This window comes from Streptomyces sp. NPDC039736 (assembly GCF_055596485.1).
In genome coordinates this window covers 170860-193862 of record NZ_JBVIUQ010000012.1, presented here as the reverse complement: position 1 = coordinate 193862, position 23003 = coordinate 170860, and the positions used below count along the sequence as shown (strand labels likewise).

Genomic DNA, 23003 nt, shown 5'->3' with positions numbered 1-23003 from the left:
CAGACCGAGTTCGCGGGGACCGGCGGCGGCTCCACCGGGTCCGCCATGGCGGTCGGGAGCGCTCCCGCGCCCAGGGCCAGGACCGCCAGGGCCACGGTGAGAGTGCGTCTGGCCCGTACCTGCGCACGGGCAGGGGTGTGCTTCTGCATCAACTTCCCCCCACGGAAAGTCAGATACCGGCGGTCCCAATGACCACCGGAGGCGCACACGTTCACACAGATCCCTCACGGATGTGTGCGCCCTGCCCCCATTTTTCGAACACATGCGCGCAAGAATCAGCCCCTCTCCTTGGAGGGGTAAGTCCTGACATCTCGGGACGGAAGCGGGGGTTCCGAGAAAGGGCGCAGGTGGTGACGGGGAGAGGATTGGCTTGTATGTGCCTTCGGGCGTGCGGGGGGAATTTGCTGCCGAGAACCTTTTGGTGGGGAGTGCCATGCACGTGAGGAGTGGGACGCTTTCTTGAGGAAGTGTCCTACTTTTTGACAGCCCGCACCCCGGAGCGGTCTTGCTCCAGGGTGCGGGAGTGGCATGGGTGGGCCAGTTGTGTGGTGGGGGCCGTTACTTCTGCGTACCTCGCAACAGGCGGCCGATGTGGGCCGCCGTGCCCGCCAGCCGGGCGCGGGCGTCGGCCAGTTGGGCGGAGGTCACGCCGTGGTCGCGGGCCGTGTCGCGGATGTCGTCGCGGAAGCGGTCCAGCAGGCGGTCCAGTTCGCGGGCCGGGTCCGTGCCGGGCTTGGCGTCCTCGTGGGCCCAGTCGGGGAGGGGGGCCGAGGCGGGGGCGTCCTCGCGGACGGCGTCCTCCCAGACGTCGCCGGAGGGCGGGGCGGGCTTGTCGGCCCGCTCCACCGTGATGTCCGGGGACTCCTTGGGGGCGTCGTGGCCGCCCTTGCCGAAGCGGCCGAAGTCCTTGCCCCAGGCGCGGCTGAACTCCTTCTCGATCTCGGCCAGTCCGTCCCGTACCGCGGAGGGCCAGTCGCCGCGCGACACGTGCTCGCGGACCTGCTCCTCGACCCGGCGGGCCGCCTGTTGCATCTGCTCGCGGGCCCGGTCCGTCGTCTCCTTGGCCTGCCGGCGGGCCTCCTGCGCGTCGTGGCGGGCGCGGCGGCTCTCGTCCTTCGCGCGGCGGGCCTGCTCCTTCCACTCCTGGCGGGCCTTGCGCATCTCCTCCTTGGCCAGCCGCCAGGCCTCCTTGTCGCCCCAGGGGCCGTTGCCCCAGTCGCTCCCGGACTCCTTGCCCGATGCGGCGGAGGCGCCCGAGGCCGCGGCCTGGGCCTTCATCTCGCGGCGCAGGTCGCCCGCGGCGCTCCGCACGTCGTCGCGGATCTCGGCGGCGAGCTCGGAGACGGACTCGCGGATCTCCATCTCCAGGTCGGCCAACTCGCCGCCTCGGTCGGCCAGTTCCGAGCGGCCCGCGTCCGTGATCGAGTAGACCTTGCGGCCGCCCTCGGTGGCGTGCGTGACCAGGCCCTCGGCCTCCAGCTTGGCGAGCCGGGGGTAGACGGTGCCCGCGGAGGGGGCGTACAGGCCCTGGAAGCGCTCTTCGAGGAGGCGGATGACCTCGTAACCGTGGCGCGGCGCCTCGTCCAGCAGCTTGAGGAGGTAGAGGCGGAGGCGGCCGTGGGCGAAGACGGGAGGCATGTCAGAGGACCTTTCCGGAGGGCGAGTCGGTGGGAGGGGTGTCCTGCGGGCCGTCCTGCGGTCCGTCCTGCGGGGCGGCGTCCTGCGGCGCGTCGTCCGTCGGCGGGCGGCGCAGCAGGGCGATCGAGCCGGAGACCGTCGTCGCCCGCAGCTTGCCCGCGCCCGTGCCCAGCGTTCCGGTGATCTTCTTCTGGGCCCACTGGCCCGAGACGCGCAGGTCCTCGAAGGCGCTGGAGACCTGTCCGCTCGTCGTGTTCGCCTCGACCTTCGCGTCGGCCGGGTGGGGGAGGCGGATGGCGACCTCGCCGGAGACCGTCGTCAGGGCGATGTCGGCGGGCCCGTTGCGGGCCGGGTCGACGTCGATGACCATCGCGCCGCCCACCGACTCCGCCCGTACCGACGAACCCGCCCCGTCGACCATCGTCAGGTCGCCCGAGACCGACTTGAAGTGCAGGTCGCCGGTGAGGGAGTGGGCCTCCAGGTTGCCGGACACCGTCTCCGCGCTGACCTTGCCGGTCAGGCCGACCAGGGTGGTGTCACCGGTGACACCGCGCACCTCGGTGCGGCCCCGGACGCCGGAGACGACCGTGCTCGCGCCGACCGCGCCCACGCTCACCTTCGTGCCCGCCGGTACGGCGAGGGTGACCGCCGCCGAGCGCTGCCAGCTCTGCCGCTCCAGGAAGCTCAGGAAGCCTTTCGTGCTCTTCCAGGGCAGGTCCTCGTACGTGACGGTCAGGGTGCCGTCCTCATGGGTGACGACCAGCGGCGGGCCGTCGATCCCGGTCACCTCCAGGAGGGCGCCGGCGGCCGGGTCGTCCGTGCCCACGACGTTGACGGCGCCGTTGACGATCCGGACGCGCAGGGCGTCGACGGGCTCCTCGAAGGTGAGTTTCTGCGGTTCGCTGACGGACCACTCGGTCATGGCGATCTCCCGGTCTGGACGTGACGCGGCATTGCGACGCAACATATCGCGTCTTGCCTTCAACACGATATATCGCGGTTGGGTGAAGTCAACATAAGGGCGAGGGGGCAGCGGAGGTGGGCCCGGGTGAAGTGCCCTAACTTGGGTCGTATGTCGCACCCTGCTTCTTCGTCCGCACCCTCCACGAGCGCCACCGGCGCCCTGCTCCTCTGCCGGGCGCCGGTCGAGGACGTACGTCTCGCGGCGGCCGTGCTGCGCGAGCGCGCGCTGCTGGCCCCGGCCGGTGACGGCTGGAGCGTCGTCGTGCCCGAGGGCAGGCCCTGGCTGGCCGGGGGAAGCGCGCACGAGCCCGTCGACCGGGTGCTGGCGGGCTGGGCGTCCGCGCTCGCCATCGGCACCGACTGGCCGGTGCTCGCTCTGTGGTGGGACCCGGACCGGACGGGCTACACGCTGGCCTCGGGCTTCCGGCGGGCGGTCGGTTACGAGTGGCTGGCCGACGGCACCCCGCTCGGCGAGGACGAGGCGATGCGGACCTTCGCGGTGCGGCTGGAGCTGGACCCCGTGCACGACATGGCGAGCCTGGAGGCGCTGGCGGAGCCGGACGACGACGCGGACGGGCGGGCCCGGCTGCTCGGGCTGATCGCCGTGCTGCACCGGGTGGGACTGGCGCTGCCGGTGGGACTCACGCCGGGGGAGAGCGCAGACCGGCTGCGGGAAGCGGCCCGGGCGGAGTCCGGCGCGCAGACGGTGGAGTGGTCGGGGTGGCGGGACGCGCTGCGGGCGGAGTTCGACGTGGTGGGCCGCGGGCCGGTGGGGGCGTGGGTGCGGGGGCCGCGGGCTCGTGCGGTGGGGGCGGCGCAGGTGGTGGTGGGGGCGCCGATGCTGGGGTGGGGGCTGCGGCGGGGCTCCGCGGGGTGGGCGGTCGCGGGAGGGGTGCTGCTGGCACAGGGGGTGACGGGGCTGGCCTACGACCGGGCCCGGGGGGCGGGGGACACCCCCTAGGGCCGCGAACCCTGCACGCCCCCCGGCGCTCCTCCCCGCACGGTCGTGCTCCCGTCTCGCACGGGGAGGGGGCGGGATCAGATGTCGTCGTCCTCGTCCTCGTCGTCGAGGCGGGCCAGCCAGGTCGCCAGGCGTTCCACCGGGACCTCGAAGTCCGGGTTCAGGTCCACGAACGTACGGAACTGCTCGGCGAGCCACTCGAAGGTGACCTCCTCCTCGCCCCGCCGCTTCTCCAGCTCTTCGATGCCACGGTCAGTGAAGTACATGCGTACAAGATTACGGGGACACGGAGGAGGGCCCGGCCCCGCGGAAACCTCTCCGCGGGGCCGGGCCCTCCGTCACGTACCGGCGTCGGCGACTACGCGTCGAAGACCTCGTTCACCAGGGCCTGCTGCTCCGCCTGGTGGCGCTTGGCCGAGCCGACCGCCGGGGACGAGCTGTGCGGGCGCGAGATGCGGCGCAGGCGCTCGCCGTGCGGGATGTCCGCGCCGACGGCCAGGTCCAGGTGGTCGATCAGGTTGAGCGCGATGAAGGGCCACGCGCCCTGGTTCGCCGGCTCCTCCTGGGCCCACAGGTACTTCTCGGCGTTCGGGTACTTGGCGATCTCGGCCTGGAGCTCCGCGCCCGGGAGCGGGTAGAGGCGTTCCAGGCGGATGATCGCGGTGTCCGTGGCGCCGCGCTTCTCGCGCTCGGCCTCCAGGTCGTAGTAGACCTTGCCGGCGCAGAAGACGACCTTGCGGACGGCGTTGGCGTCCACCTTGTCGTCGCCGATGACGGGACGGAAGCCGCCCGTCGTGAACTCCTCCGCCTTCGACGCCGCCGCCTTCAGACGCAGCATCGACTTCGGGGTGAAGACGATGAGCGGCTTGTGGTGCGGGTTGTGGACCTGCCAGCGCAGCAGGTGGAAGTAGTTCGAGGGCAGGGTCGGCATGGCGACCGTCATGTTGTTCTGGGCGCACATCTGGAGGAAGCGCTCCGGGCGGGCGGACGAGTGGTCCGGGCCCTGGCCCTCGTAACCGTGCGGGAGCAGGAGCGTGACGCCGGAGGTCTGGCCCCACTTCTGCTCGGCCGAGGAGATGAACTCGTCCATGACCGTCTGGGCGCCGTTGACGAAGTCGCCGAACTGGGCCTCCCAGATGACCAGCGACTCCGGGCGGGCCAGCGAGTAGCCGTACTCGAAGCCCATCGCCGCGTACTCGGAGAGGAGCGAGTCGTAGACGTTGTAGCGGGCCTGGTCGTCCGCGAGGTACTGGAGCGGGGTGTAGTCCTCGCCCGTCTCCTGGTCGACGAGGACCGCGTGGCGCTGGCCGAAGGTGCCGCGGCGGGAGTCCTGGCCGGCCAGGCGGACCGGGGTGCCCTCCATCAGGAGGGAGCCGATGGCGAGGGTCTCGCCCATGCCCCAGTCGATCGTGCCGTCGTCGATGGACGCGGCGCGGCGCTGCATCTGCGGCATCAGGCGCGGGTGGACGTGGATGTTGTCCGGGATGTTGACCTGCGACTCGCCGATCCGCTTCACGGCCTCCTGCGAGATCGCCGTGTTCACCGCCACCGGGAACTCGGCCTGCGGGTCGCTGTACGGCGCGGTGGAGGTGGTGGAGGTGGTGGCCTCGCGGACCTCCGCGAACACCTTCTCGAGCTGGCCCTGGAAGTCCTGGAGCGCCTGCTCCGCCTCCTCCAGGGTGATGTCGCCGCGACCGATCAGGGACTCGGTGTAGAGCTTGCGCACCGAGCGCTTCTTGTCGATCAGCGTCACCATCTGCGGGTTGGTGAACTGCGGGTTGTCGCCCTCGTTGTGACCGCGGCGGCGGTAGCAGATGAGGTCGATGACCACGTCCTTGTTGAACGTCTGGCGGAACTCGAAGGCGAGGCGCGCGACGCGGACCACGGCCTCCGGGTCGTCGCCGTTCACGTGGAAGATCGGCGCCTCGATCATGCGGGCCACGTCGGTGGCGTACATCGAGGAGCGCGAGGACTCCGGGGCGGCGGTGAAGCCGACCTGGTTGTTGATGACGATGTGCACCGTGCCGCCGGTGCGGTAGCCGCGGAGCTGCGACATGTTGAACGTCTCGGCGACCACACCCTGGCCCGCGAAGGCCGCGTCGCCGTGCAGGGCCACCGGCAGGACGGTGAAGTCCGTGCCGCCCTTGTTGATGATGTCCTGCTTGGCGCGGGCGATGCCCTCCAGGACCGGGTCGACCGCCTCCAGGTGCGAGGGGTTCGCGGCGAGGGAGACCTTGATCTGCTCGCCGTCGAGACCGGTGAAGGTGCCCTCGGCGCCCAGGTGGTACTTCACGTCGCCGGAGCCGTGCATCGACTTCGGGTCCAGGTTGCCCTCGAACTCGCGGAAGATCTGGGCGTACGACTTGCCCACGATGTTCGCCAGGACGTTCAGCCGGCCGCGGTGGGCCATGCCGATGACGACCTCGTCCAGGCGCGACTCGGCGGCGCTGTCGATGACGGCGTCGAGCAGCGGGATGACGGACTCGCCGCCCTCCAGGGAGAAGCGCTTCTGGCCGACGTACTTCGTCTGGAGGAAGGTCTCGAAGGCCTCGGCGGCGTTGAGGCGGCGCAGGATGCGGAGCTGCTCCTCGCGCTCGGGCTTGGAGTGCGAGCGCTCCATGCGGTCCTGGATCCACTTGCGCTGCTTGGGGTCCTGGATGTGCATGAACTCGATGCCGGTGGTACGGCAGTACGTGTCGCGCAGGACGCCGAGGATGTCGCGCAGCTTCATCATCGACTTGCCCGCGAAGCCGCCGACCGCGAACTCGCGCTCCAGGTCCCACAGCGTCAGCCCGTGCTCGTTGATGTCGAGGTCGGGGTGCTTGCGCTGCTTGTACTCCAGCGGGTCCGTGTCGGCCATGACGTGGCCGCGCACCCGGTAGGAGTGGATCAGCTCGAAGACGCGGGCGGCCTTGGTGACGTCGTCGTCGTGGCTGGCGTCGATGTCCTTGAGCCAGCGGACCGGCTCGTAGGGGATGCGCAGCGCCTTGAAGACGTCGTCGTAGAAGCCGGACTCGCCGAGCAGGAGGTTGGCGACGACGCGCAGGAACTCGCCGGAGGCGGCGCCCTGGATCACCCGGTGGTCGTACGTCGAGGTCAGGGTCATGACCTTCGAGATGCCCAGCTTGTTCAGGGTGTCCTGCGAGGTGCCCTGGAACTCCGCCGGGTAGTCCATCGAGCCGACGCCCATGATGACCGACTGACCGGGCATCAGACGCGGCACCGAGTGGACGGTGCCGAGGCCGCCCGGGTTGGTGAGCGAGACGGTGACGCCCGTGAAGTCGTCCATCGTCAGCTTGTTGTCGCGGGCGCGGCGGACGATGTCCTCGTACGCCTGCCAGAACTCGAAGAAGTCGAGCGTCTCGGCCTTCTTGATGCCGGCGACGACGAGCTGGCGGTCGCCGTTGGGCTTCACCAGGTCGATGGCCAGGCCGAAGTTGATGTGCTCCGGCTTGACGAGGGTCGGCTTGCCGTCCTTCTCCGTGAAGGAGTAGTTCATCGACGGCATGGCCTTGATGGCCTGCACCATCGCGAAGCCGATGAGGTGGGTGAAGGAGATCTTCCCGCCCCGGGCGCGCTTCAGGTGGTTGTTGATGACGATGCGGTTGTCGAAGAGCAGCTTCACCGGGACCGCGCGCACGGACGTCGCCGTGGGGACCTCGATGGAGGCGTTCATGTTCTTCGCGACGGCGGCGGACGGGCCGCGCAGGGTGACGTACTCGGGACCGGCCGGGGCGGACGTGGCCTCGGCGGCGGGAGCGGGCTTCACAGGTGCGGCCTTCTGTGCGGGTGCGGACGCCTTGGCGGCGGGCTGAGCGGATGCGGGCGCCTGGGCGGCGGGCTCGGCAGCAGGGGCGGGAGCGGCCTGCGCGGGGGCGGCCTGCTGGGCCGGGGCGGCCTGCGCGGGTGCGGCGGCCTGTCCGGTCGGCGCGCCCGCGGGCTGTGCCGGGGCGGACTGGCCGTTCGCGGCGGACGCGGCCTGCGGCGGGACGGCGGTGGACGACGCCTGCGCGGGGGCGGGCTGCCCGGCCGGGGCGGCGGTCTGTGCGGCGGCCTGCTCGGCCGGGGCGGGCGCGGCCTGGGCGGCGGGGGCCGGCTTCTCCGCCGTACCGCCGGTGGCGCCCGGCTTGTAGTCGGCGAAGAAGTCCCACCACGCTCGATCGACGGAACTGGGGTCCTGGAGGTACTGCTGGTAGATCTCGTCGACGAGCCACTCGTTGGGACCGAAGGCGGCGGCTGGGTTCTTCCCTTGCCCGTCCTGGTCGGTCGATGAATGACTTGAGCTACTGGTGGACTGAGACGACACGGCGTTAACCGCCCTCTTCCGCTTCGCAAGGTGGTGGACAGCGGAAATAAAGGCTACGCCTCCCCGGCCGGGAGATGCAGACCGGGCGGTGCATCCGTCGCGTAAGTCACATCGGAGAGCTGGTTTCGGCGCACGAAATGGCGGGAAACAAGCGTGGTTCCGCTGTGGACCGCGCGTCAACCGATCGTTGACGAGGGTGCCGAGCCGGGTGCATCCGACCGAGGATGCGACCCTTACCACCGCATCCTGGCAGGACGGACGCAGAACGTCCGTTTCTGGTTCGAACCCTACGTCAACCGCGTGATGAGACGGTCCCCGGAAGGGTGACCTGAATGCGGCAACCGCGCTCGGATTCGGCCACTCCGATCCGGCCGCCGTGCAGATCGACCGCCCAGCGCGCGATGGCCAGGCCGAGGCCCGTGCCGCCGTCGCTGCCCGAAGTGGGCTTGGCGGGCGACTTGCCCTGATTGAAGCGTTCAAACACCCGGTGCCACTCCGACTTCGGTATGCCGGGACCCTCGTCCAGCACTTCCAGGTCCAGGCTCTCCGGCAGCTCCCCGCGCCGCGCCCGGACCGTGACCCGGCCGTGCGGAGGGGAGTGCTTGACCGCGTTGTCGATGAGGTTGGCGACGACCTGGTGCAGCCGCTCCTGGTCCGCGTGCGCGGTCAGCTCCGGAGGGGAGACGTCCAGGTGCAGATGGACGTCCTTGCGCATGTGGTGCCCGGACCCGGAGGTCAGATTGCGCTGCGCGGCGGCCAGATTGGCCTCCTTCAGCACGCCCGAGAGATACGGCCACACCTCGAAGCGGCGGGCCTTGAGCGGTACGACGCCGTTGTCCAGCCGGGCCAGGTCCAGCAGGGTCTCCACCAGCCCGCCGAGCCGCTCGGTCTGCTTGAGCGCGGTGCGCATGGTCTCGGGGTCGGCGGCGACCACGCCGTCCACCACGTTCTCCAGCACGGCGCGCAGCGCGGCGATCGGGGTGCGCAGCTCGTGCGAGACGTTGGCGACCAGTTCCTTGCGGTTGCGGTCGACGGCCTGGAGCTCCTCGGCCATCCGGTTCAGGGTGGTGGCCAGGCCGCCCAGCTCGTCGCGGCGGTTCTCGCCGTCGATGCGGCCCGTGTAGTCGCCGTGCGCCATCGCGGCGGCGACCTCGCGCATCTCGTCGAGCGGCTTGGTGAGGTTGTGCGCGACGAACTGCGTGATCAGCATCGAGGCGATGATCGAGAAGACCGTGATGAAGCGCAGCTCGGTCTTGGTGGCCAGCGCCACCATCACCAGGCCCGTGGTCAGCGCCACCGACACCACGACCAGTGCGATCAGCTTTCCCCTGATGGTGAAGGGGCGCACCGTGAAGGGCCGGGACACCAGCGCTCCGACCCGGCCCGGCAGGGAGCCGGGGCGCAGCCGCGCCCGCAGCGGACGGCGCACCCGCTGCCCGCAGTCGCCGCATCTGCGCGCCGGGCGCGAGGGTTCCCGCCGCTGTACCGGCACCCGCCGTCGCAACGGTCCGCGCCTCGTCCCCGTCCCGGCCGCACTGCTCACGGCGCCGGCGTCTCCAGGGCGTACCCCACGCCGTGCACGGTACGGATGCGCTCGGCGCCGATCTTGCGGCGCAGGGCCTTGATGTGGCTGTCGACGGTGCGGGTGCCCGAGGCGTCCGCCCAGTCCCACACCTCGGCGAGCAACTGCTCGCGGGAGAGGACGGCGCGGGGGGTGTTCGCCAGGCAGACCAGCAGGTCGAACTCGGTGGGCGTGAGGTGCACGTCCTCGCCGTGCACCCGGACCCGGCGCTGCGCGTGGTCGATCTCCAGCTCGCCCAGGCGCAGGATGCCGCTGCGCGGAGTGGCGGCGGCGATGGTGGCCCGCTCGACCCGGCGCAGCAGGACGTGCACCCGGGCGGCCAGCTCGCGCATGGAGAACGGTTTCGTCATGTAGTCGTCCGCGCCGACCCCGAGCCCGACCAGCATGTCGGTCTCGTCGTCGCGCGCGGTGAGCATGAGGACCGGTACGGGTCGCTGCGCCTGCACCCGGCGGCAGACTTCGAGTCCGTCGAAGCCGGGCAGCATGATGTCGAGCACCATCAGGTCCGGCTGCCAGGCCTCGGCCGTGTCGACCGCCGCCGGGCCGTCACTCGCCGTCTGCACCTGGAAGCCCTCGGCCCGCAGCCGGGCCGCGATGTTGTCGACGATCGTGGAATCGTCCTCGACGACCAGTACCCGGCGCTGAGCGCCGGGAGTGGCCGCGAGGCCGTTGTGGCTGGTGTGTGTCTGCTCCATCGCCCCGCCCCTGGAGTGCGTTCGTAAGATCCCGCGGTCAGATGAGCAGCGTACGGGCACTGACCTGCTCACGGCTACGCGGTGCAACTGCCTGCCGGGGCAGCGAAAGCGACGCCTCGGGCAAGTCGTTCCGGATCGCCCGAATCTCTCTGAATACGACATTCCGCAATGACTCTTCGTAAGTCGGGGGCGGGCAACTCGCCTTGTGCACAGGGAAGTAGACGTTGCGTAGGCGGGGGATCGCGGGATGTCGGCTTGGTGACCCATTGGTCGGGGGAGGCAGGGTTGTACGGGCAAACGTGTGGGAGCTGTGAATGTTGTCTCGGGGGAGCGGACCGGTGTGTGGCGGGGCGGCCTCCGTGCGGATGCGCTGTGGTTGCCCGCGCGGTTCCCCACGCGGTTCCCCGTACTCCTGAAGGTGCGTGGGAGCCGCAGGCCGTGGCCGTAGACGTGATGGTCAGGAGCCGCAGGCCGTGGACGTGGACGTGAAGGTCAGGGGACTGCCGGGATTCTCGTGAGGCCGTCGACGACCGTGGCCCGCAGGACCTCGCGCAGCTCCGGCGGGATCCGGTCCAGGGCCGCGCCCACGTCGCCGAACTCCAGCCCCGTCAGCACGTGTTCCTCGGCGGAGGGGGCGGCGCAGGGGGCGGCGGTCCCGGCGGCCGGTACGGCGCGGTCGGCCCGGGTGCGTATCCGCTGCGCGTCCACCAGGCGGCGGGCCGCGATCACCCACAGCCAGCCGCCCGCCTCGCCGCCCCGGTGCGACGCGGCGGACTGCCAGACGGTGACGAAGGTGTCCTGGAGGACGTCCCGCACCGTTTCCGGGTCGGGGCAGCGCCGGGTCAGCCGCGCGTGCAGCCAGCCCGCGTGCCGGTCGTGCAGCGTGCCGAGCGCGGCGGCGTCGCCGCGGGCGATCGCGCGCAGCAACGCGCCGTCGTCGTCGGTGCCTTCCTCGGCCCGGGGTTCCCCGGAGGGGCGCAACAGTCTCACGTCCCCTCTATCGCTCGGCGTCGCCCGATCGGTTCACGGTGTCCGCCGGGCGGTGCACCGGAGGGCGTCGGACGTCTGCGAACCTGTGAAGGTTGCCCCAGTACGCACAGGTGTGAGGTGTGCCATAGACGGAACGGGAGATTCGGGCGGAGGGTGAGCGTTGTCCTCGTCGAGGAGGGGCAGAAACACCAGCGACAGCACCACCGCAGCAAGTGAACGCGAAAGACGCGGCCGAGGGACACGGGCGTGGCTTGACGATTCCGGCCGCCCGCCCCAGCGCGCGGCGCCCGGGGGAATGGGGCCTCACGCAGTGCACCGCACCAGCACGACACCGCCCGGGCGGAAGCCGCAGGGGCAGCGGCAGCCAGAGCAGAAGAAGCAGGGGCAGAGGCAGAAGCAGGGACAGGACCGGAACGACGCGGACGGCGAGGCCGCCGCGGCGTTGAACGCCGTGCCCGGACAGCGGACGCGGACCCGGCACGCTCCCGAAGGCCCACAGAGGCGGGTGCCCGAAGCCTCGCCCGTACGCCTGCCCGAAGCTCCGCAGAGGCAGCAGAGGCACACGCCCGAAGACCCGCAGATACGCCTGCCCGAAGCTCCGCAGGTGCCCGCACCCGAAGCTCCGCGGAAGCACCTGCCCCAGGACCCCCAGACGCACGCCCCCGAAAGCTCCCCGGAGCCGGCGGCCGCAGGCCCGCGGGCACGGGTCCAGGTCCCCGTTCCCGACCGGCGCTGGCACCTGTGGCACCTCCTGCCCACCCCCACCGGCACCCCCTTCACCTTCGGTTACGCGCTCGTCCTGGTCGCGACCTCCCTCTACGCCCAGCTCGGCGACCCGGCGACCGTCGGCGCCCTGCTCAGGGCGTCCAGCACCGACGTCGCCCACCTCACCCACACCCCCGTCGTCGCCCTCGTCGGCAGCGCCCTGTGGGTCGCCGGCGGGCTGGCGTCCCCGTACGCCCTCGGGTTCCTGGTGATCCTCACCGCCCTGGAACGGCGCATCGGCGGGCTGCGGACCGCCGCCGTCTTCGCCTTCGGGCACGTGGTGGCCTCGCTCGCCACCGAGATCCCGGTCGGCGTCGCCGTCTGGGCCGGGCACCTGCCCGAGACCTCCCTGCACCGCCTGGACTTCGGCATCAGCTTCGGGCTGCTGGCCTGCGTGGGCGCGCTCGCCGGGGTGCTCCGCCTGGCGTGGCTGCGCTGGGGGCTGCTGGGCGCGGTGGCGCTCGTACTCCTCCAGGACCTGATCGCGTACGTCGATCCGCTGACCGCCCTCGGGCACCCGCTGGCCCTGTGCCTGGGGCTGGCCGGCTGGCCCGTCGTACGGCGCTGGAAGGCGGCCCGGGCCGCGCCCTCGTACCTCTGAGCCGGGAAATTCGGTGGCCGACGGCCTCGTCCCCTTCGTACGTTCGTGCTTTTGCACGGAACTACGGAGGGGACGGTCATGAGCGCCGCCGACTTGCACCAGCAGCTACAGGACACCGCCGACGAACTGGTGGAGAGCGGGGCCGAGCGCGGCCTGCAGATCGCCGTGTACCGGCACGGCGAGCCGGTCGCGGACGTCGCCGCCGGAATCGCCGACCCGGCGACCGGGCGCGAGGTCCACCACGACACCCCCTTCTACAACTTCTCGATCGGGAAGGGCGCCACCGCGACCCTCGCGCACGTGTGCGCCGAGCGAGGACTCCTCTCGTACGACACGCCCGTCGCCGACCTCTGGCCCGAGTTCGCCGCGCACGGCAAGGAGCGGGTGACGGTACGGCACGCCCTCAGCCACTCCGCCGGCGTGCCCGGCATCCCCTCCGCCACCACCCACGCCGAGCTCTGCGACTGGGACGCCATGTGCGCCGCCCTCGCGGACGCCGAGCCCTGGTGGGAGCCGGGGACGGCGGTCGGCTACCACGCCTTCACCTTCGGCTTCCTGGTCGGTGAGATCGTCCGCCGGGCCACCGGCCGCGACCTCTCCGACGTCCTGCGCACCGAACTCACCGGCCCGCTCGGCATCGCCGACGAGCTGTACCTGGGGATGCCGGCGTCCGAGCAGGGGCGGGCGGCGCGGCTCGAGGAGGACCCCTCCCGCGCCGAGACCTTCGACCTCGACGCGCTCCCGGACGACCTCCCCATGTTCAAGGCCGCTCCCAAGCACCTCTTCCCGAGCGCCGCGTTCGGCAACCGGGCCGACATCCTGGCCGCCGACCTCCCGGCGGGCGCCAAGACCTCCGCCCGGGCGATCGCGCGCGTGTACGCGGCCGTGCTCGGGGAGGTCGACGGCGTACGGCTGCTGTCGCCGGACCGCACCCGCGAGGCGACCGCGCTCGCCGCGAGCGGAACCGACCGGTTGATGGGGAACGAGTCGTCCTGGGCGCTCGGGTACGCGCTCGGCCTGCCCGACCAGGGCTCCGGGCCCGACCCGCACGTGTTCGGCATGGCGGGCGCGGGCGGCAGCTGGGCGGGCGCGGACCGGGCGAGCGGCACGGCCTGGGCCGTCACCAAGAACGTACTGGGGGACCTGTCGACGGTCGCGCGCGTGACGGAGATCGTCCGCGGCCACCGCTGACCGTCGTCCGCAGCCACCGCTGAACCGGGGTCAGCCGAGGCCGGGCAGGGCCGCGATCACGCGGTCCAGCTCCGGCAGCTCCTTCATGCCGTCCGTCGTCACCTCGTGGCCCCGGTGGATCACGGTGGTGGTGATGCCGTCCATGACCGGCGGGTCGGCCTTCGAGACGCGCGGCAGTTTCGCGAAGTCCGCGTCGGCGAGCGCGTCCTTGAGCTCGGCCAGCTCCTGCGCGCCCATCCGGCCGGACTTCGGGGGCTTGGTGCGGTCGAGGACGGTGTAGCCGCCGTCACCGTTCACCAGGACGCTGCGGTGCCGGCCGTCGAAGCCGCCGCTGACGGTGGCGGCCACGAGCCGCTCGCCCTGCGGGGCCGTCGCGGGCACGGAGGCGGACGGCGCGGGGTCACCGGTCGCCGGGGGAGCGGGGGGCGGGGTGGCGGTGGGTGTGGCCGTGTCGGGCGCGCCGGCGGTGGGCGTGGAGGTGGCGGGTGCGCCCGTGGCGGTCGCCGCCGGTGCGGGCGTGTCCGCGGCCGGGGGCTCGCCCGCGCCGTCGCACCCCGTCAGCAACAGGGTGCCGCAGAGGGCGGCCGCCGTGAGCGCCGCCGCCGATCGCCCGGAACGTGTGCTTCGCATGGTGTTCCCGTCGTGTCGTGGGCCGTGTGCCGCTGTCGTCCGTCTGACGCGGAGGCCCCGCCGCGCGTTCCCCTGTCCGCGTCTGCCCACGTCTGCCCACGTCTGCCCGCGTCGTCGCGACCGGCTCCCGGCTTCAGCGGCGCCGGACCGACCGGCGGCTCCCTCCTCGTCGATCGCTGATCGCTCAGAGCGAACACGGGTTGGGGAACACTGGGACGCTCCAGAGCATTGAGTCCACATAGCTCAACTTCACTGCCCAAGGGGAGATCATGGCATCGACGTCCACACCGCTCACCCTGCCCGTGCTGCCGCTCGACGACGAGGTCGTGCTGCCCGGGATGGTGGTGCCGCTGGACCTGTCCGACACCGAGGTGCGCGCGGCGGTCGAAGCGGCACAGGCCGCCGTTCGTACCGGTGGCAGCAAGCCCGAGGTGCTTCTTGTTCCGCGCATCGACGGCACGTACGCGGGGACCGGCGTCCTCGGCACCGTCGAGCAGGTCGGCCGGCTGTCCGACGGCGACCCCGGCGCGCTCATCCGGGCCCGGGGCCGCGTCAAGATCGGCGCGGGCACGACCGGGCCGGGAGCGGCCCTGTGGGTGGAGGGGTCCCGGATCGACGCGTCCGACCCCGACCCGCTGCCGGGTTCCGTCGCCGAGCTGGTCAAGGAGTACAAGGCCCTCGCGACGACCTGGCTGAAGAAGCGCGGCGCCTGGCAGGTCGTGGACCGCGTGCAGCAGATCGAGGGCGTCTCGGCCCTCGCCGACAACTCCGGGTACTCGCCCTTCCTGACCACCGCCCAGAAGGTGGAGCTGCTGGAGACCGCCGACCCGGTGGCCCGCCTGCGCCTGGCCCTGACCGCCCTCAGCGAGCACCTCGCCGAGCAGGACGTCGCCGAGACCATCGCGAAGGACGTCCAGGAGGGCGTCGACAAGCAGCAGCGCGAGTTCCTGCTCCGCAAGCAGCTCGATGCCGTGCGCAAGGAACTCCGCGAGCTGAACGGCGAGGCCGAGGGCGAGGAGTCCGACGACTACCGGGCCCGGGTGGAGGCCGCCGACCTGCCGGAGAAGGTGCGCGAGGCCGCCCTCAAGGAGGTCGAGAAGCTGGAGCGCTCCAGCGACCAGTCCCCGGAGGGCTCCTGGATCCGCACCTGGCTGGACACGGTCCTGGAGCTCCCCTGGAACGAGCACACGCAGGACCAGTACGACATCCGCGGCGCCCGCGAGATCCTCGACGCGGAGCACGCGGGCCTGGACGACGTGAAGGAGCGCATCACCGAGTACCTGGCCGTGCGCAAGCGGCGCGCGGACCGCGGGCTCGGCGTGGTGGGCGGCCGCCGCGGCGGCGCCGTGCTCGCCCTGGTGGGCCCGCCCGGTGTCGGAAAGACCTCGCTCGGCGAGAGCGTCGCCCACGCCATGGGCCGCAAGTTCGTCCGGGTCGCGCTCGGCGGCGTACGCGACGAGGCGGAGATCCGCGGTCACCGCCGTACGTACGTCGGGGCCCTGCCCGGCCGCATCGTCCGCGCCGTCAAGGAGGCCGGGTCGATGAACCCCGTCGTCCTCCTCGACGAGATCGACAAGGTCGGCTCCGACTTCCGCGGCGACCCGGCCGCGGCCCTGCTGGAGGTCCTGGACCCCGCCCAGAACCACACCTTCCGCGACCACTACCTGGAGGTCGAGCTCGACCTCTCCGACGTCGTCTTCCTCGCCACCGCCAACGTGCTGGAAGCCATCCCCGAGGCCCTCCTCGACCGGATGGAACTGGTCCGCCTCGACGGCTACACCGAGGACGAGAAGGTCGTCATCGCCCGCGACCACCTGCTGCCGCGCCAGCTCGACCGGGCCGGCCTGGAGCCGGGCGAGGTGACCCTCGACGAGTCCGCCCTGCGCAAGCTGGCGGGCGAGTACACCCGGGAGGCCGGCGTACGGAACCTGGAGCGTTCCATCTCCCGCCTGCTGCGCAAGGTGGCCGCCCAGCACGAACTGGGCGACCGCGAGCTGCCGTTCACGATCGACTCCTCCCACCTGCGCGACCTGATCGGCCGCCCGCACCACGTGCCGGAGTCCGCCCAGGACCCGGCCGAGCGGCGCACCGCCGTCCCCGGCGTGGCCACCGGTCTCGCCGTCACCGGCGCGGGCGGCGACGTCCTCTTCGTGGAGGCGTCCCTCGCCGACGCCGAGACGGGCGGCTCCGGACTGACCCTCACCGGTCAGCTCGGCGACGTGATGAAGGAGTCCGCGCAGATCGCCCTCTCCTTCCTGCGCTCGCACGGCGCGGAACTGGAACTCCCGGTCGGCGACCTCAAGGACCGGGGCGTGCACATCCACTTCCCGGCGGGCGCGGTCCCCAAGGACGGCCCGAGCGCGGGCATCACGATGACCACGGCCCTCGCCTCCCTCCTCTCCGGCCGGCTGGTCCGCACGGACGTGGCCATGACCGGCGAGGTGTCCCTGACCGGGCGCGTCCTGCCCATCGGCGGCCTGAAGCAGAAGCTCCTCGCCGCGCACCGGGCGGGCACCACCACGGTCGTCATCCCCAAGCGGAACGAGCCCGACCTGGACGACGTGCCCGCCGAGATCCTGGAGAAGCTGGAGGTCCACCCGGTGACGGACGTCCGCCAGGTGCTGGAGATCGCGCTGGCCCCCGCACAGGTGGCGGCGCCGGTCGCCGCCTGAGGCGGTCCCACCGCGGAGGGGCCGTACGGGAGTCGCTCCCGTACGGCCCCTCCGCCCGTATCAGCGCCGGAAACCGCCGTACGGGACGGTGCCGGCCTCCAGGCCGTGGCCCGGGAGGCCGGGGAAGCCGGGGAAGCCGGGGAAGCGGAAACCCCGGCCGCCGCCGTCGGTGCGGCTCCCGCCCCTCGTCCAGGCCGCCCTCGCCCCGCTCAGGCGAGCCAGCCGCGGGTGGCGGCCTGGGCGCCGGCCTGGAAACGGGTCTCCGCGTCCAGGGCCTCCAGCAGCCGGGTGATGCGCCGACGCGCGGTGTGGACATGGACCCCGAGCCGCCGGGCTATCGCCTCGTCCTTGAGCCCGGCCGCCAACAGGCCCAGCAGCTCCCGCTGCTGACGGGAGACGGCGTCCGAGGCCGCCGCCGCCCCGCTGCTGCCCAACGGGATCGAACGGTCCCACACCGTCTCGAACAGCGGCAGCAGCGCGTTGCGCAACAACGAGTCCCCCACGACCAGCGCCGAAGCCCGCGGGTCCGCCGACTCCGAGGGCGGCAGGAGGGTGATCCGGCGGTCGACGCCGATCAGCTTGGTCGGCACCCCCGAGGTGACCCGGGCCCGCAGCCCCCGCGCCGCCAGCGCCGTCAGGGACCGCATCCGGCCCGGAAACCCCAGGCCCTCCCGGTCGATGACGGCCCGCACCGAGACGCCCCGGTCGAGCAGGGCCTCGATGTCCAGGGCGGGCGGCCGCCCGGGACGGCCGACGTCGGCCTTCGCGTACGGCGGCCGGTCCAGGATCACCACCTCCTGCTCGGCCGAGGCGAGCAGCGACTCCGCGCGCTCCCCGATCTGCCGCTGTCCGGTGATGACCTCGATGCCGCCCTCGGAGGCGCCCGGCGAGCCCGCCGTGAGGCGTCCCGCTATCCGGTCCGCGGACATCATCAGTTGCTCCAGCTCCGCTGACCGGATGTGGAGTTCCGCTTGACGGCGATGGATGAGTGTGCGGATGGCGGCGGCCGGTGCGGCGGGGCGGGGTGCCCCGTCGGCCCCGCGGACCGCGAACCCGGAGCCTTCGAGGCTGGTCAGTGCCTCGTCGATCCGGAAGTACGGAAGGTCCAGCAGGTTCGCCAACTCAACGGTGGAATAAGCCCGTTCCCTCAGCAGGGCCGTGTAGACGCGTCCCTCGACCTCCCCCAGGCCGAGGCTGTGCAGTTCTTCCCCCTCGATCATGGGCCGAATTCTTTCGTGGACACACCATGCACACAAGTGTGCGTGTCCACATCTGAACACACGGGAAACATTGCCGACTTGAGCGCACGGCGACTTGCATGGCGGTGCCCGGACCGTTCGAAGCTCGTCCGTACCGTGGGAGGGGAAGCGTGCAGCACAGGACCCGAGTGCGTGCAGCAAGACCCGGCATCACAAGTGCCGGAATATCCAAGGGGGCCGCCGCGGCGTTCGCCGCGGCCGCCCTGCTCGCGGGCGTCGTGCCCGCCGCCCAGGCCGCCCCGGCGGCCCCGGCCGCCGAGGTGATCCCGGGAACGGACACCGCGACCCCGGCCCTGGTCGACGGCATCAACGAGCCCGCGAAGGCCACCGGCAGCGCCGCCGACGCCGCCGTCGGGCACCTCGCCGAGAAGAAGAGCCGCTACCGCATCACGAACCCCGAGGGCGACCTGAAGGCGGTCTCCGCCCGGGCCGAGGGCGGCACCGAGACCGTACGCCTCCAGCAGAAGTACAAGGGCCTCGACGTCCTCGGCGGCCAGTACGTCGTCCGCATGGAGAACAAGGGCGGCAAGCGCAACGTCGTCGGCACCTCCGGCAAGTACTTCACCGAGCTCGCCACCGGCACCGCCGCCACGGTCTCCGAGAAGACCGCCGTGCAGCGCGCGGTGGCCGCCGTGACCCGGGAGCTGAGCGGCAAGAACCTCGGCAGGAAGGACACGCCGCAGACGAAGGGCGAGAAGACCGCCGCCGCCGGCGCCCTCACCGGCACCGCGGGCAGACTCGTCGTCCTCCCGCAGGGCAAGGGCGTGCTGACCCGCCAGGTCACCGTCAAGGGCAACGACCCGGTGACCGGCGAGGCCGTGCTGCGCCAGGTCTACATCGACGCCAGGGCCGGCTTCCCGGTCCTCCAGTACAGCTCGATCAAGACCTTCGGCACCCAGCAGGCCAAGGGCGCGGCCCCGAAGGGCGCCGCCGCGAAGGCCGCCGGCGAGAAGGCGTTCGGTCCCGCCGACGCCACCGGCACCGGCGTCAAGACCGACGGCACCAAGGTCGACCTGAACCTGTACCACGACGCGTCGCGCAAGGAGTACACGCTCAGCGACTACGTCCGCATGCGGGACGGCTCCAAGAACCCGATCTCCACCTGGGACGCCCGCGGCGTCGAGGCGAACGACGCGGCCGGCAAGTGGCCCTCGGGCATCAAGGTGTTCGGCTCGCCGGTCCAGGACTTCGGCAAGGAGGCCACCGACGCGGGCGCCGTCGACGCCCAGTGGGCCGCCACCCAGGTCTACGACTACTACAAGGGCAAGCACGGCCGCGACAGCCTCGACGGCCGCGGCATGGCCATCAATTCCCTGGTGGGCGTGACGAACGGCGGCCAGCCGTGGGTCAACGCCTTCTGGGACGGCACGAAGATGGTCTACGGCGTCGGCGACGACGAGTACAGGCCGCTGGCCTCCGACGTCGACGTGGTCGGCCACGAGATGACGCACGGCGTCGTCGAGAACACCGCCAACCTGGTGTACGTCGGCCAGTCCGGCGCGCTGAACGAGGGCATCGCCGACTACTTCGGCAACGCCATCGACACCGACACCTCCGGCACCTCGATGGACGACCCGGACTCGGGCCTCCTCGGCGAGGACCTCTGCCGCACCCTGCCCAAGGGCGAGTGCGCGCTGCGCGACCTCAACGACGGCCGCACCACCTCCAAGGACTTCCTCGGCGTCTCCTACGGCGTGGACAACGGCGGTGTGCACCTCAACTCGACGATCTTCTCCGGCGCCCTGTGGGACATCCGCCAGGACATCGACAAGGACCTCGCCGACCGCATCGTCCACAAGGCGCTCGCCGAGTACCTGACCCCCCTGGACGGCTTCACCGAGGGCCGCAACGCGGTCCTCGCGGCCGCGAAGGACCTGAAGGCCTCGGCGAAGGACCAGAAGGTCATCACGCGTTCCTTCAACGCCCACGGCATCGTCCCGGGCTGGGAGGACGCGCTGGGCATGGACAGCGACACGCTGCTCGGCAAGCTCAACACCGCGGGCAGCGGGACGGGCGCGGGCGGCGGCCAGTACGCCGTCTCCAAGTCGAACGACGACGGCTCCGAGCCGTACTCGGTCTACACGGGACGCACCGACGGCAAGGGCTCGCCCAAGCTGGTCAGCCCGAACGACGGCCGCTTCCACGTCTACCCGGCGACCGACGGCAAGAACGTCGTCTGGGCGGCCTTCGGCACCGACAGCATCAACGTCCTGCTGCGTCCGGTCGCGGGCGGCCCGATCAAGAAGGTGTGGTCCTCCACCACCGGGCTCCAGGGCCTGCGCGTCGACGGAGACCTGGTCGTCTGGGAGGAGAACGACCCCTTCGGCGGACGCCACGCCGCGTACAAGAACCTGAAGACGGGCCAGCAGGCGTACGTCGACGGCGGCCGCTACCACCTCAGCTCGGCGCTGCCCGCCGTGAAGAACGGCAAGGTCGCCTACGCCAAGCTGTGGCCGGTGGCCGGCGAGTACAAGCTGGACGTCGAGCTCCTCGACACCAGGACCGGCAGGACGAGCATCCTGCCGCAGACGGGGACCGTGGAGAGTCTGGGCCAGACCGGTCTGTCCACGACGCACGTCTCCTGGCTGGTCGACGAGAACGCCACGGACGGCGGCCGGACGGCCGTGCGCCGTGCCAACCTCGACGGCACCAAGCTGATCGACCTCAGCCCGGAGGCGGGCGACAAGGGGCTGTTCGCCACGGACCTGACCGCCTCCGAGGAGGCCGTGACGGTCACCGCCGCGCTGCCCGACACGCAGTACCGCAACGAGACGCTGCCCAAACTGTGGCAGTTCGACGCCGCGGGCGTCCGGGCCGGCGAGCGCGTCTCCTGCAACCGCGGCGACCAGTCCTACGCGTCGGCCGACACCGGCAGGCGCGTGGTGTGGATCGACGGCACGACCAGCAACACGGACCTGGTGGTGCGGGACCGCCCGGCGGGACGCTGCTGACCGGCTGCCCCGCGTGACCCGGGACCGCTTCCCGGGCACGCCCCCCGGGTGCGACCGCCCGGCCCAGTGAACCGGACCCCCGGCGCCCGTGCGCCGGGGGTCCTTCCGCTGCCCCCTTCTGCGAAATACTGGCTGAACTGCGACGACGGTGTGGCCGACGAAGGGAACGTACGGGTGGATCAGGAATTCCTCGCGCTGGAGCGGGAGCTGGCGCTCTTCCTGCGCCGGGCGCGGGCCTCGTCGGGGGACATGGCACGGGAGGTCCACCCCGAGCTGGAACCCGCGGCGTACGGGCTGCTCGTACGGCTGGACGAGGCGGACCGGCAGCGGGCGACGGAGCTGGCGGCGTGGTTCGGAGTCGGGAAGGCGACGATGAGCCGGCAACTGCGGGCCCTGGAGGAGCTGGGGCTGGTGGTCCGCGAGCCCGACCCCGCGGACGGACGGGCCTCGCTGATCCTGCTCACGCCCGAGGGCCGGGAGCGGTTCCGGCGGGTGCGGGACGCGCGGCGGGCGAGTTACGTCCAGAAGCTGGCCTCGTGGGACCGGCGGGAGGTGGCGGAGCTGGCGCGGCTGCTGCACCAGCTCAACACGCGGGCGGGGGAGTAGGGCGGGGGCCGCCGCTCCCGGCCCCCGGGTTCTAGAGCTCGGCGAAGGCGACGGTCGCGTCGTCGTGGCGTTTGCCGCGGGCCGGCGCCGCCGAGGAGAGCTCCCGTTCCCGTACGCGTGCGATCAGCGCGTCCGCGCCCTCCTTGCGGAGCACGGACAGGCAGTCCGCCCAGGACCCCGCCCCGAACAGGTCCACCCAGCGGGACGCCCCGTCCGTCAGCGCCGCGAGCGAACGCACCGAGTCCCTGGGCGAGGAGCCCGTCACCGCCCTGGCCGCCACCGAGGGGTCCGCCGCCGCCGTGAAGAAGCCGCCCTCCGCGTTGCGGTACGCGTCCGTCGCCGCGTGGGAGCGCAGCGCCTCGCGCGGGACGCGGTCCAGACGGTCGTCCAGCACCGCCCGGACCTCTCCGGCCGGGGACTCCAGGAGCAGCACCGAGTCGGAGAGGACCAGGTGCTCCACCCGGTCCGCCCCCCAACGCACCACGACCACCGTCGCCTGAGGCGTCCGCACGTGAGAAAGGTCACAGGTGGCGCGGTGGGCGTCCGCCGTGCGGGCGATGGCCCCGGCGAGGACGTCACGCAGGGGCAATTCCGGGCGGGAACCGGACAATTCGATCAGGGAGCCGCCCAGTCGCGCGGTGAACCACGGCACCGAGTGCACGCAACCCGTTTCGCTCGGTGGCGGCGTCACCCCGTCCAGGACGACGACCACCCCGCTGCCGCCCGCCGCTCCGTCCGCTCCGCCCGCAGGCAGCGCCACGGATGCCCAGTCCTCGTTGGGGCGTTCGGGGGCGCCGGCGGCGGTGGAGAGATCGATGCGCATGGCGGCCAGTCTGCCGGACGGCACCGGACCGCCGTCCGTGGGTCCGAAATGGCCCATACCAGCCGGGCGCCCTGTGGCAATTGGGCCGGAATGATCCATTCCGGGAAGCTGTGGGGGCGCATCCTGCCAAAGCCCGCACCGAACTTCCAACCGGCGCACGGGAGTGCCGCCTGACGGACCGTGACCGGAGTTGTTTGCCAACTCCCGAGTGTTGTTCACTCGTTCGGGTGGCGGGGTGGATGTTGCACGCCTCCCTCCCCGGGGCGCTGGAAGGGTCGAAGGCTCCCACCGGGGTGGAAGGTGCTCGGTCCGTGCGTACCGGAGGTACCAGTCGTCACCTCGGCCAGCTGGGCGATGAAACTGGGCGGAC

The 23003-nt window shown here is 72.0% G+C and carries 15 protein-coding genes and 1 pseudogene; 6 read left to right on the top strand and 10 right to left on the bottom strand.

All coding sequences use genetic code 11. The features are described from left to right. Positions 1-558: 558 nt before the first annotated feature. Positions 559-1638, bottom strand: a complete 1080-nt coding sequence (locus ACZ56L_RS31030) for a helix-turn-helix transcriptional regulator (RefSeq protein ID WP_471067798.1) — start codon at positions 1636-1638, stop codon at positions 559-561. Between the two features lies 1 nt (position 1639). Beyond that, positions 1640-2560: a DUF4097 family beta strand repeat-containing protein gene (locus ACZ56L_RS31025; RefSeq protein WP_345228460.1), complete on the bottom strand. Its 921-nt coding sequence runs from the start codon at positions 2558-2560 to the stop codon at positions 1640-1642. A gap of 150 nt (positions 2561-2710) precedes the next feature. On the opposite strand from ACZ56L_RS31025, the gene ACZ56L_RS31020 reads away from it, so the two are divergent. Next, positions 2711-3562 carry a hypothetical protein gene (locus ACZ56L_RS31020; protein ID WP_471067795.1) on the top strand — a complete coding sequence of 284 codons (852 nt, stop codon included), beginning with the start codon at positions 2711-2713 and terminating at the stop codon, positions 3560-3562. 77 nt (positions 3563-3639) lie between these two features. Here the strand turns inward: ACZ56L_RS31020 and ACZ56L_RS31015 are convergent, their stop codons facing one another. The 5 genes and pseudogenes from ACZ56L_RS31015 to ACZ56L_RS30995 all read right to left on the bottom strand — a co-directional run. Further along, on the bottom strand, positions 3640-3828 hold the full coding sequence (locus ACZ56L_RS31015) for a DUF6104 family protein (RefSeq protein WP_345228458.1): 189 nt from the start codon (positions 3826-3828) through the stop codon (positions 3640-3642). Positions 3829-3920: 92 nt separating this feature from the next. Next, positions 3921-7868, bottom strand: a complete 3948-nt coding sequence (locus tag ACZ56L_RS31010; protein WP_471067792.1) for a multifunctional oxoglutarate decarboxylase/oxoglutarate dehydrogenase thiamine pyrophosphate-binding subunit/dihydrolipoyllysine-residue succinyltransferase subunit — start codon at positions 7866-7868, stop codon at positions 3921-3923. Between the two features lie 292 nt (positions 7869-8160). Continuing rightward, positions 8161-9216: a HAMP domain-containing sensor histidine kinase gene (locus tag ACZ56L_RS31005; protein ID WP_468690353.1), complete on the bottom strand. Its 1056-nt coding sequence runs from the start codon at positions 9214-9216 to the stop codon at positions 8161-8163. Positions 9217-9407: 191 nt separating this feature from the next. Continuing rightward, on the bottom strand, positions 9408-10145 hold the full coding sequence (locus tag ACZ56L_RS31000) for a response regulator transcription factor (RefSeq protein WP_189820597.1): 738 nt from the start codon (positions 10143-10145) through the stop codon (positions 9408-9410). 513 nt (positions 10146-10658) lie between these two features. Further along, positions 10659-11135: pseudogene (locus ACZ56L_RS30995) on the bottom strand (RNA polymerase sigma factor); the annotation flags it as partial. Between the two features lie 604 nt (positions 11136-11739). On the opposite strand from ACZ56L_RS30995, the gene ACZ56L_RS30990 reads away from it, so the two are divergent. Both ACZ56L_RS30990 and ACZ56L_RS30985 read left to right on the top strand, forming a co-directional pair. Then, the gene (locus ACZ56L_RS30990) at positions 11740-12501 is read left to right on the top strand and encodes a rhomboid-like protein (RefSeq protein ID WP_471067789.1); all 762 of its coding nucleotides are present in this window, start codon (positions 11740-11742) and stop codon (positions 12499-12501) included. 78 nt (positions 12502-12579) lie between these two features. Then, positions 12580-13692, top strand: coding sequence for a serine hydrolase domain-containing protein (locus ACZ56L_RS30985; RefSeq protein WP_471067786.1), 1113 nt, complete (start codon positions 12580-12582; stop codon positions 13690-13692). A 30-nt stretch (positions 13693-13722) separates the two neighbouring features. Here the strand turns inward: ACZ56L_RS30985 and ACZ56L_RS30980 are convergent, their stop codons facing one another. Further along, complete coding sequence (locus tag ACZ56L_RS30980) at positions 13723-14322, bottom strand: hypothetical protein (RefSeq protein WP_471067783.1); 600 nt, start codon at positions 14320-14322, stop codon at positions 13723-13725. A gap of 269 nt (positions 14323-14591) precedes the next feature. On the opposite strand from ACZ56L_RS30980, the gene lon reads away from it, so the two are divergent. Beyond that, complete coding sequence (gene lon / locus ACZ56L_RS30975) at positions 14592-16994, top strand: endopeptidase La (RefSeq protein ID WP_345228448.1); 2403 nt, start codon at positions 14592-14594, stop codon at positions 16992-16994. A 209-nt stretch (positions 16995-17203) separates the two neighbouring features. Here lon and ACZ56L_RS30970 read toward each other — a convergent pair whose 3' ends face one another. Continuing rightward, on the bottom strand, positions 17204-18214 hold the full coding sequence (locus ACZ56L_RS30970; RefSeq protein WP_471067779.1) for a TrmB family transcriptional regulator: 1011 nt from the start codon (positions 18212-18214) through the stop codon (positions 17204-17206). Between the two features lie 98 nt (positions 18215-18312). On the opposite strand from ACZ56L_RS30970, the gene ACZ56L_RS30965 reads away from it, so the two are divergent. Together ACZ56L_RS30965 and ACZ56L_RS30960 are read left to right on the top strand one after the other, a co-directional pair. After that, positions 18313-21204, top strand: coding sequence for a M4 family metallopeptidase (locus ACZ56L_RS30965; RefSeq protein WP_471067776.1), 2892 nt, complete (start codon positions 18313-18315; stop codon positions 21202-21204). Between the two features lie 174 nt (positions 21205-21378). Further along, positions 21379-21810 carry a MarR family winged helix-turn-helix transcriptional regulator gene (locus ACZ56L_RS30960; RefSeq protein ID WP_345228445.1) on the top strand — a complete coding sequence of 144 codons (432 nt, stop codon included), beginning with the start codon at positions 21379-21381 and terminating at the stop codon, positions 21808-21810. A 31-nt stretch (positions 21811-21841) separates the two neighbouring features. Here ACZ56L_RS30960 and ACZ56L_RS30955 read toward each other — a convergent pair whose 3' ends face one another. Then, a complete protein-coding gene (locus ACZ56L_RS30955; protein ID WP_471067772.1) occupies positions 21842-22633 on the bottom strand; it encodes a hypothetical protein in 792 nt (263 codons plus the stop codon). Positions 22634-23003: the final 370 nt, after the last annotated feature.

Coding starts and splice junctions, on each gene's coding strand:
- ACZ56L_RS31015 (WP_345228458.1), bottom strand. CDS start 3,828: ATGTACTTCACTGACCGTGGCATCGAAGAGCTGGAGAAGCGGCGGGGC.
- ACZ56L_RS30970 (WP_471067779.1), bottom strand. CDS start 18,214: ATGATCGAGGGGGAAGAACTGCACAGCCTCGGCCTGGGGGAGGTCGAG.
- ACZ56L_RS30980 (WP_471067783.1), bottom strand. CDS start 14,322: ATGCGAAGCACACGTTCCGGGCGATCGGCGGCGGCGCTCACGGCGGCC.
- ACZ56L_RS31000 (WP_189820597.1), bottom strand. CDS start 10,145: ATGGAGCAGACACACACCAGCCACAACGGCCTCGCGGCCACTCCCGGC.
- ACZ56L_RS30985 (WP_471067786.1), top strand. CDS start 12,580: ATGAGCGCCGCCGACTTGCACCAGCAGCTACAGGACACCGCCGACGAA.
- ACZ56L_RS31020 (WP_471067795.1), top strand. CDS start 2,711: ATGTCGCACCCTGCTTCTTCGTCCGCACCCTCCACGAGCGCCACCGGC.
- ACZ56L_RS31030 (WP_471067798.1), bottom strand. CDS start 1,638: ATGCCTCCCGTCTTCGCCCACGGCCGCCTCCGCCTCTACCTCCTCAAG.
- lon (WP_345228448.1), top strand. CDS start 14,592: ATGGCATCGACGTCCACACCGCTCACCCTGCCCGTGCTGCCGCTCGAC.
- ACZ56L_RS30955 (WP_471067772.1), bottom strand. CDS start 22,633: ATGCGCATCGATCTCTCCACCGCCGCCGGCGCCCCCGAACGCCCCAAC.
- ACZ56L_RS31025 (WP_345228460.1), bottom strand. CDS start 2,560: ATGACCGAGTGGTCCGTCAGCGAACCGCAGAAACTCACCTTCGAGGAG.
- ACZ56L_RS30965 (WP_471067776.1), top strand. CDS start 18,313: ATGGCGGTGCCCGGACCGTTCGAAGCTCGTCCGTACCGTGGGAGGGGA.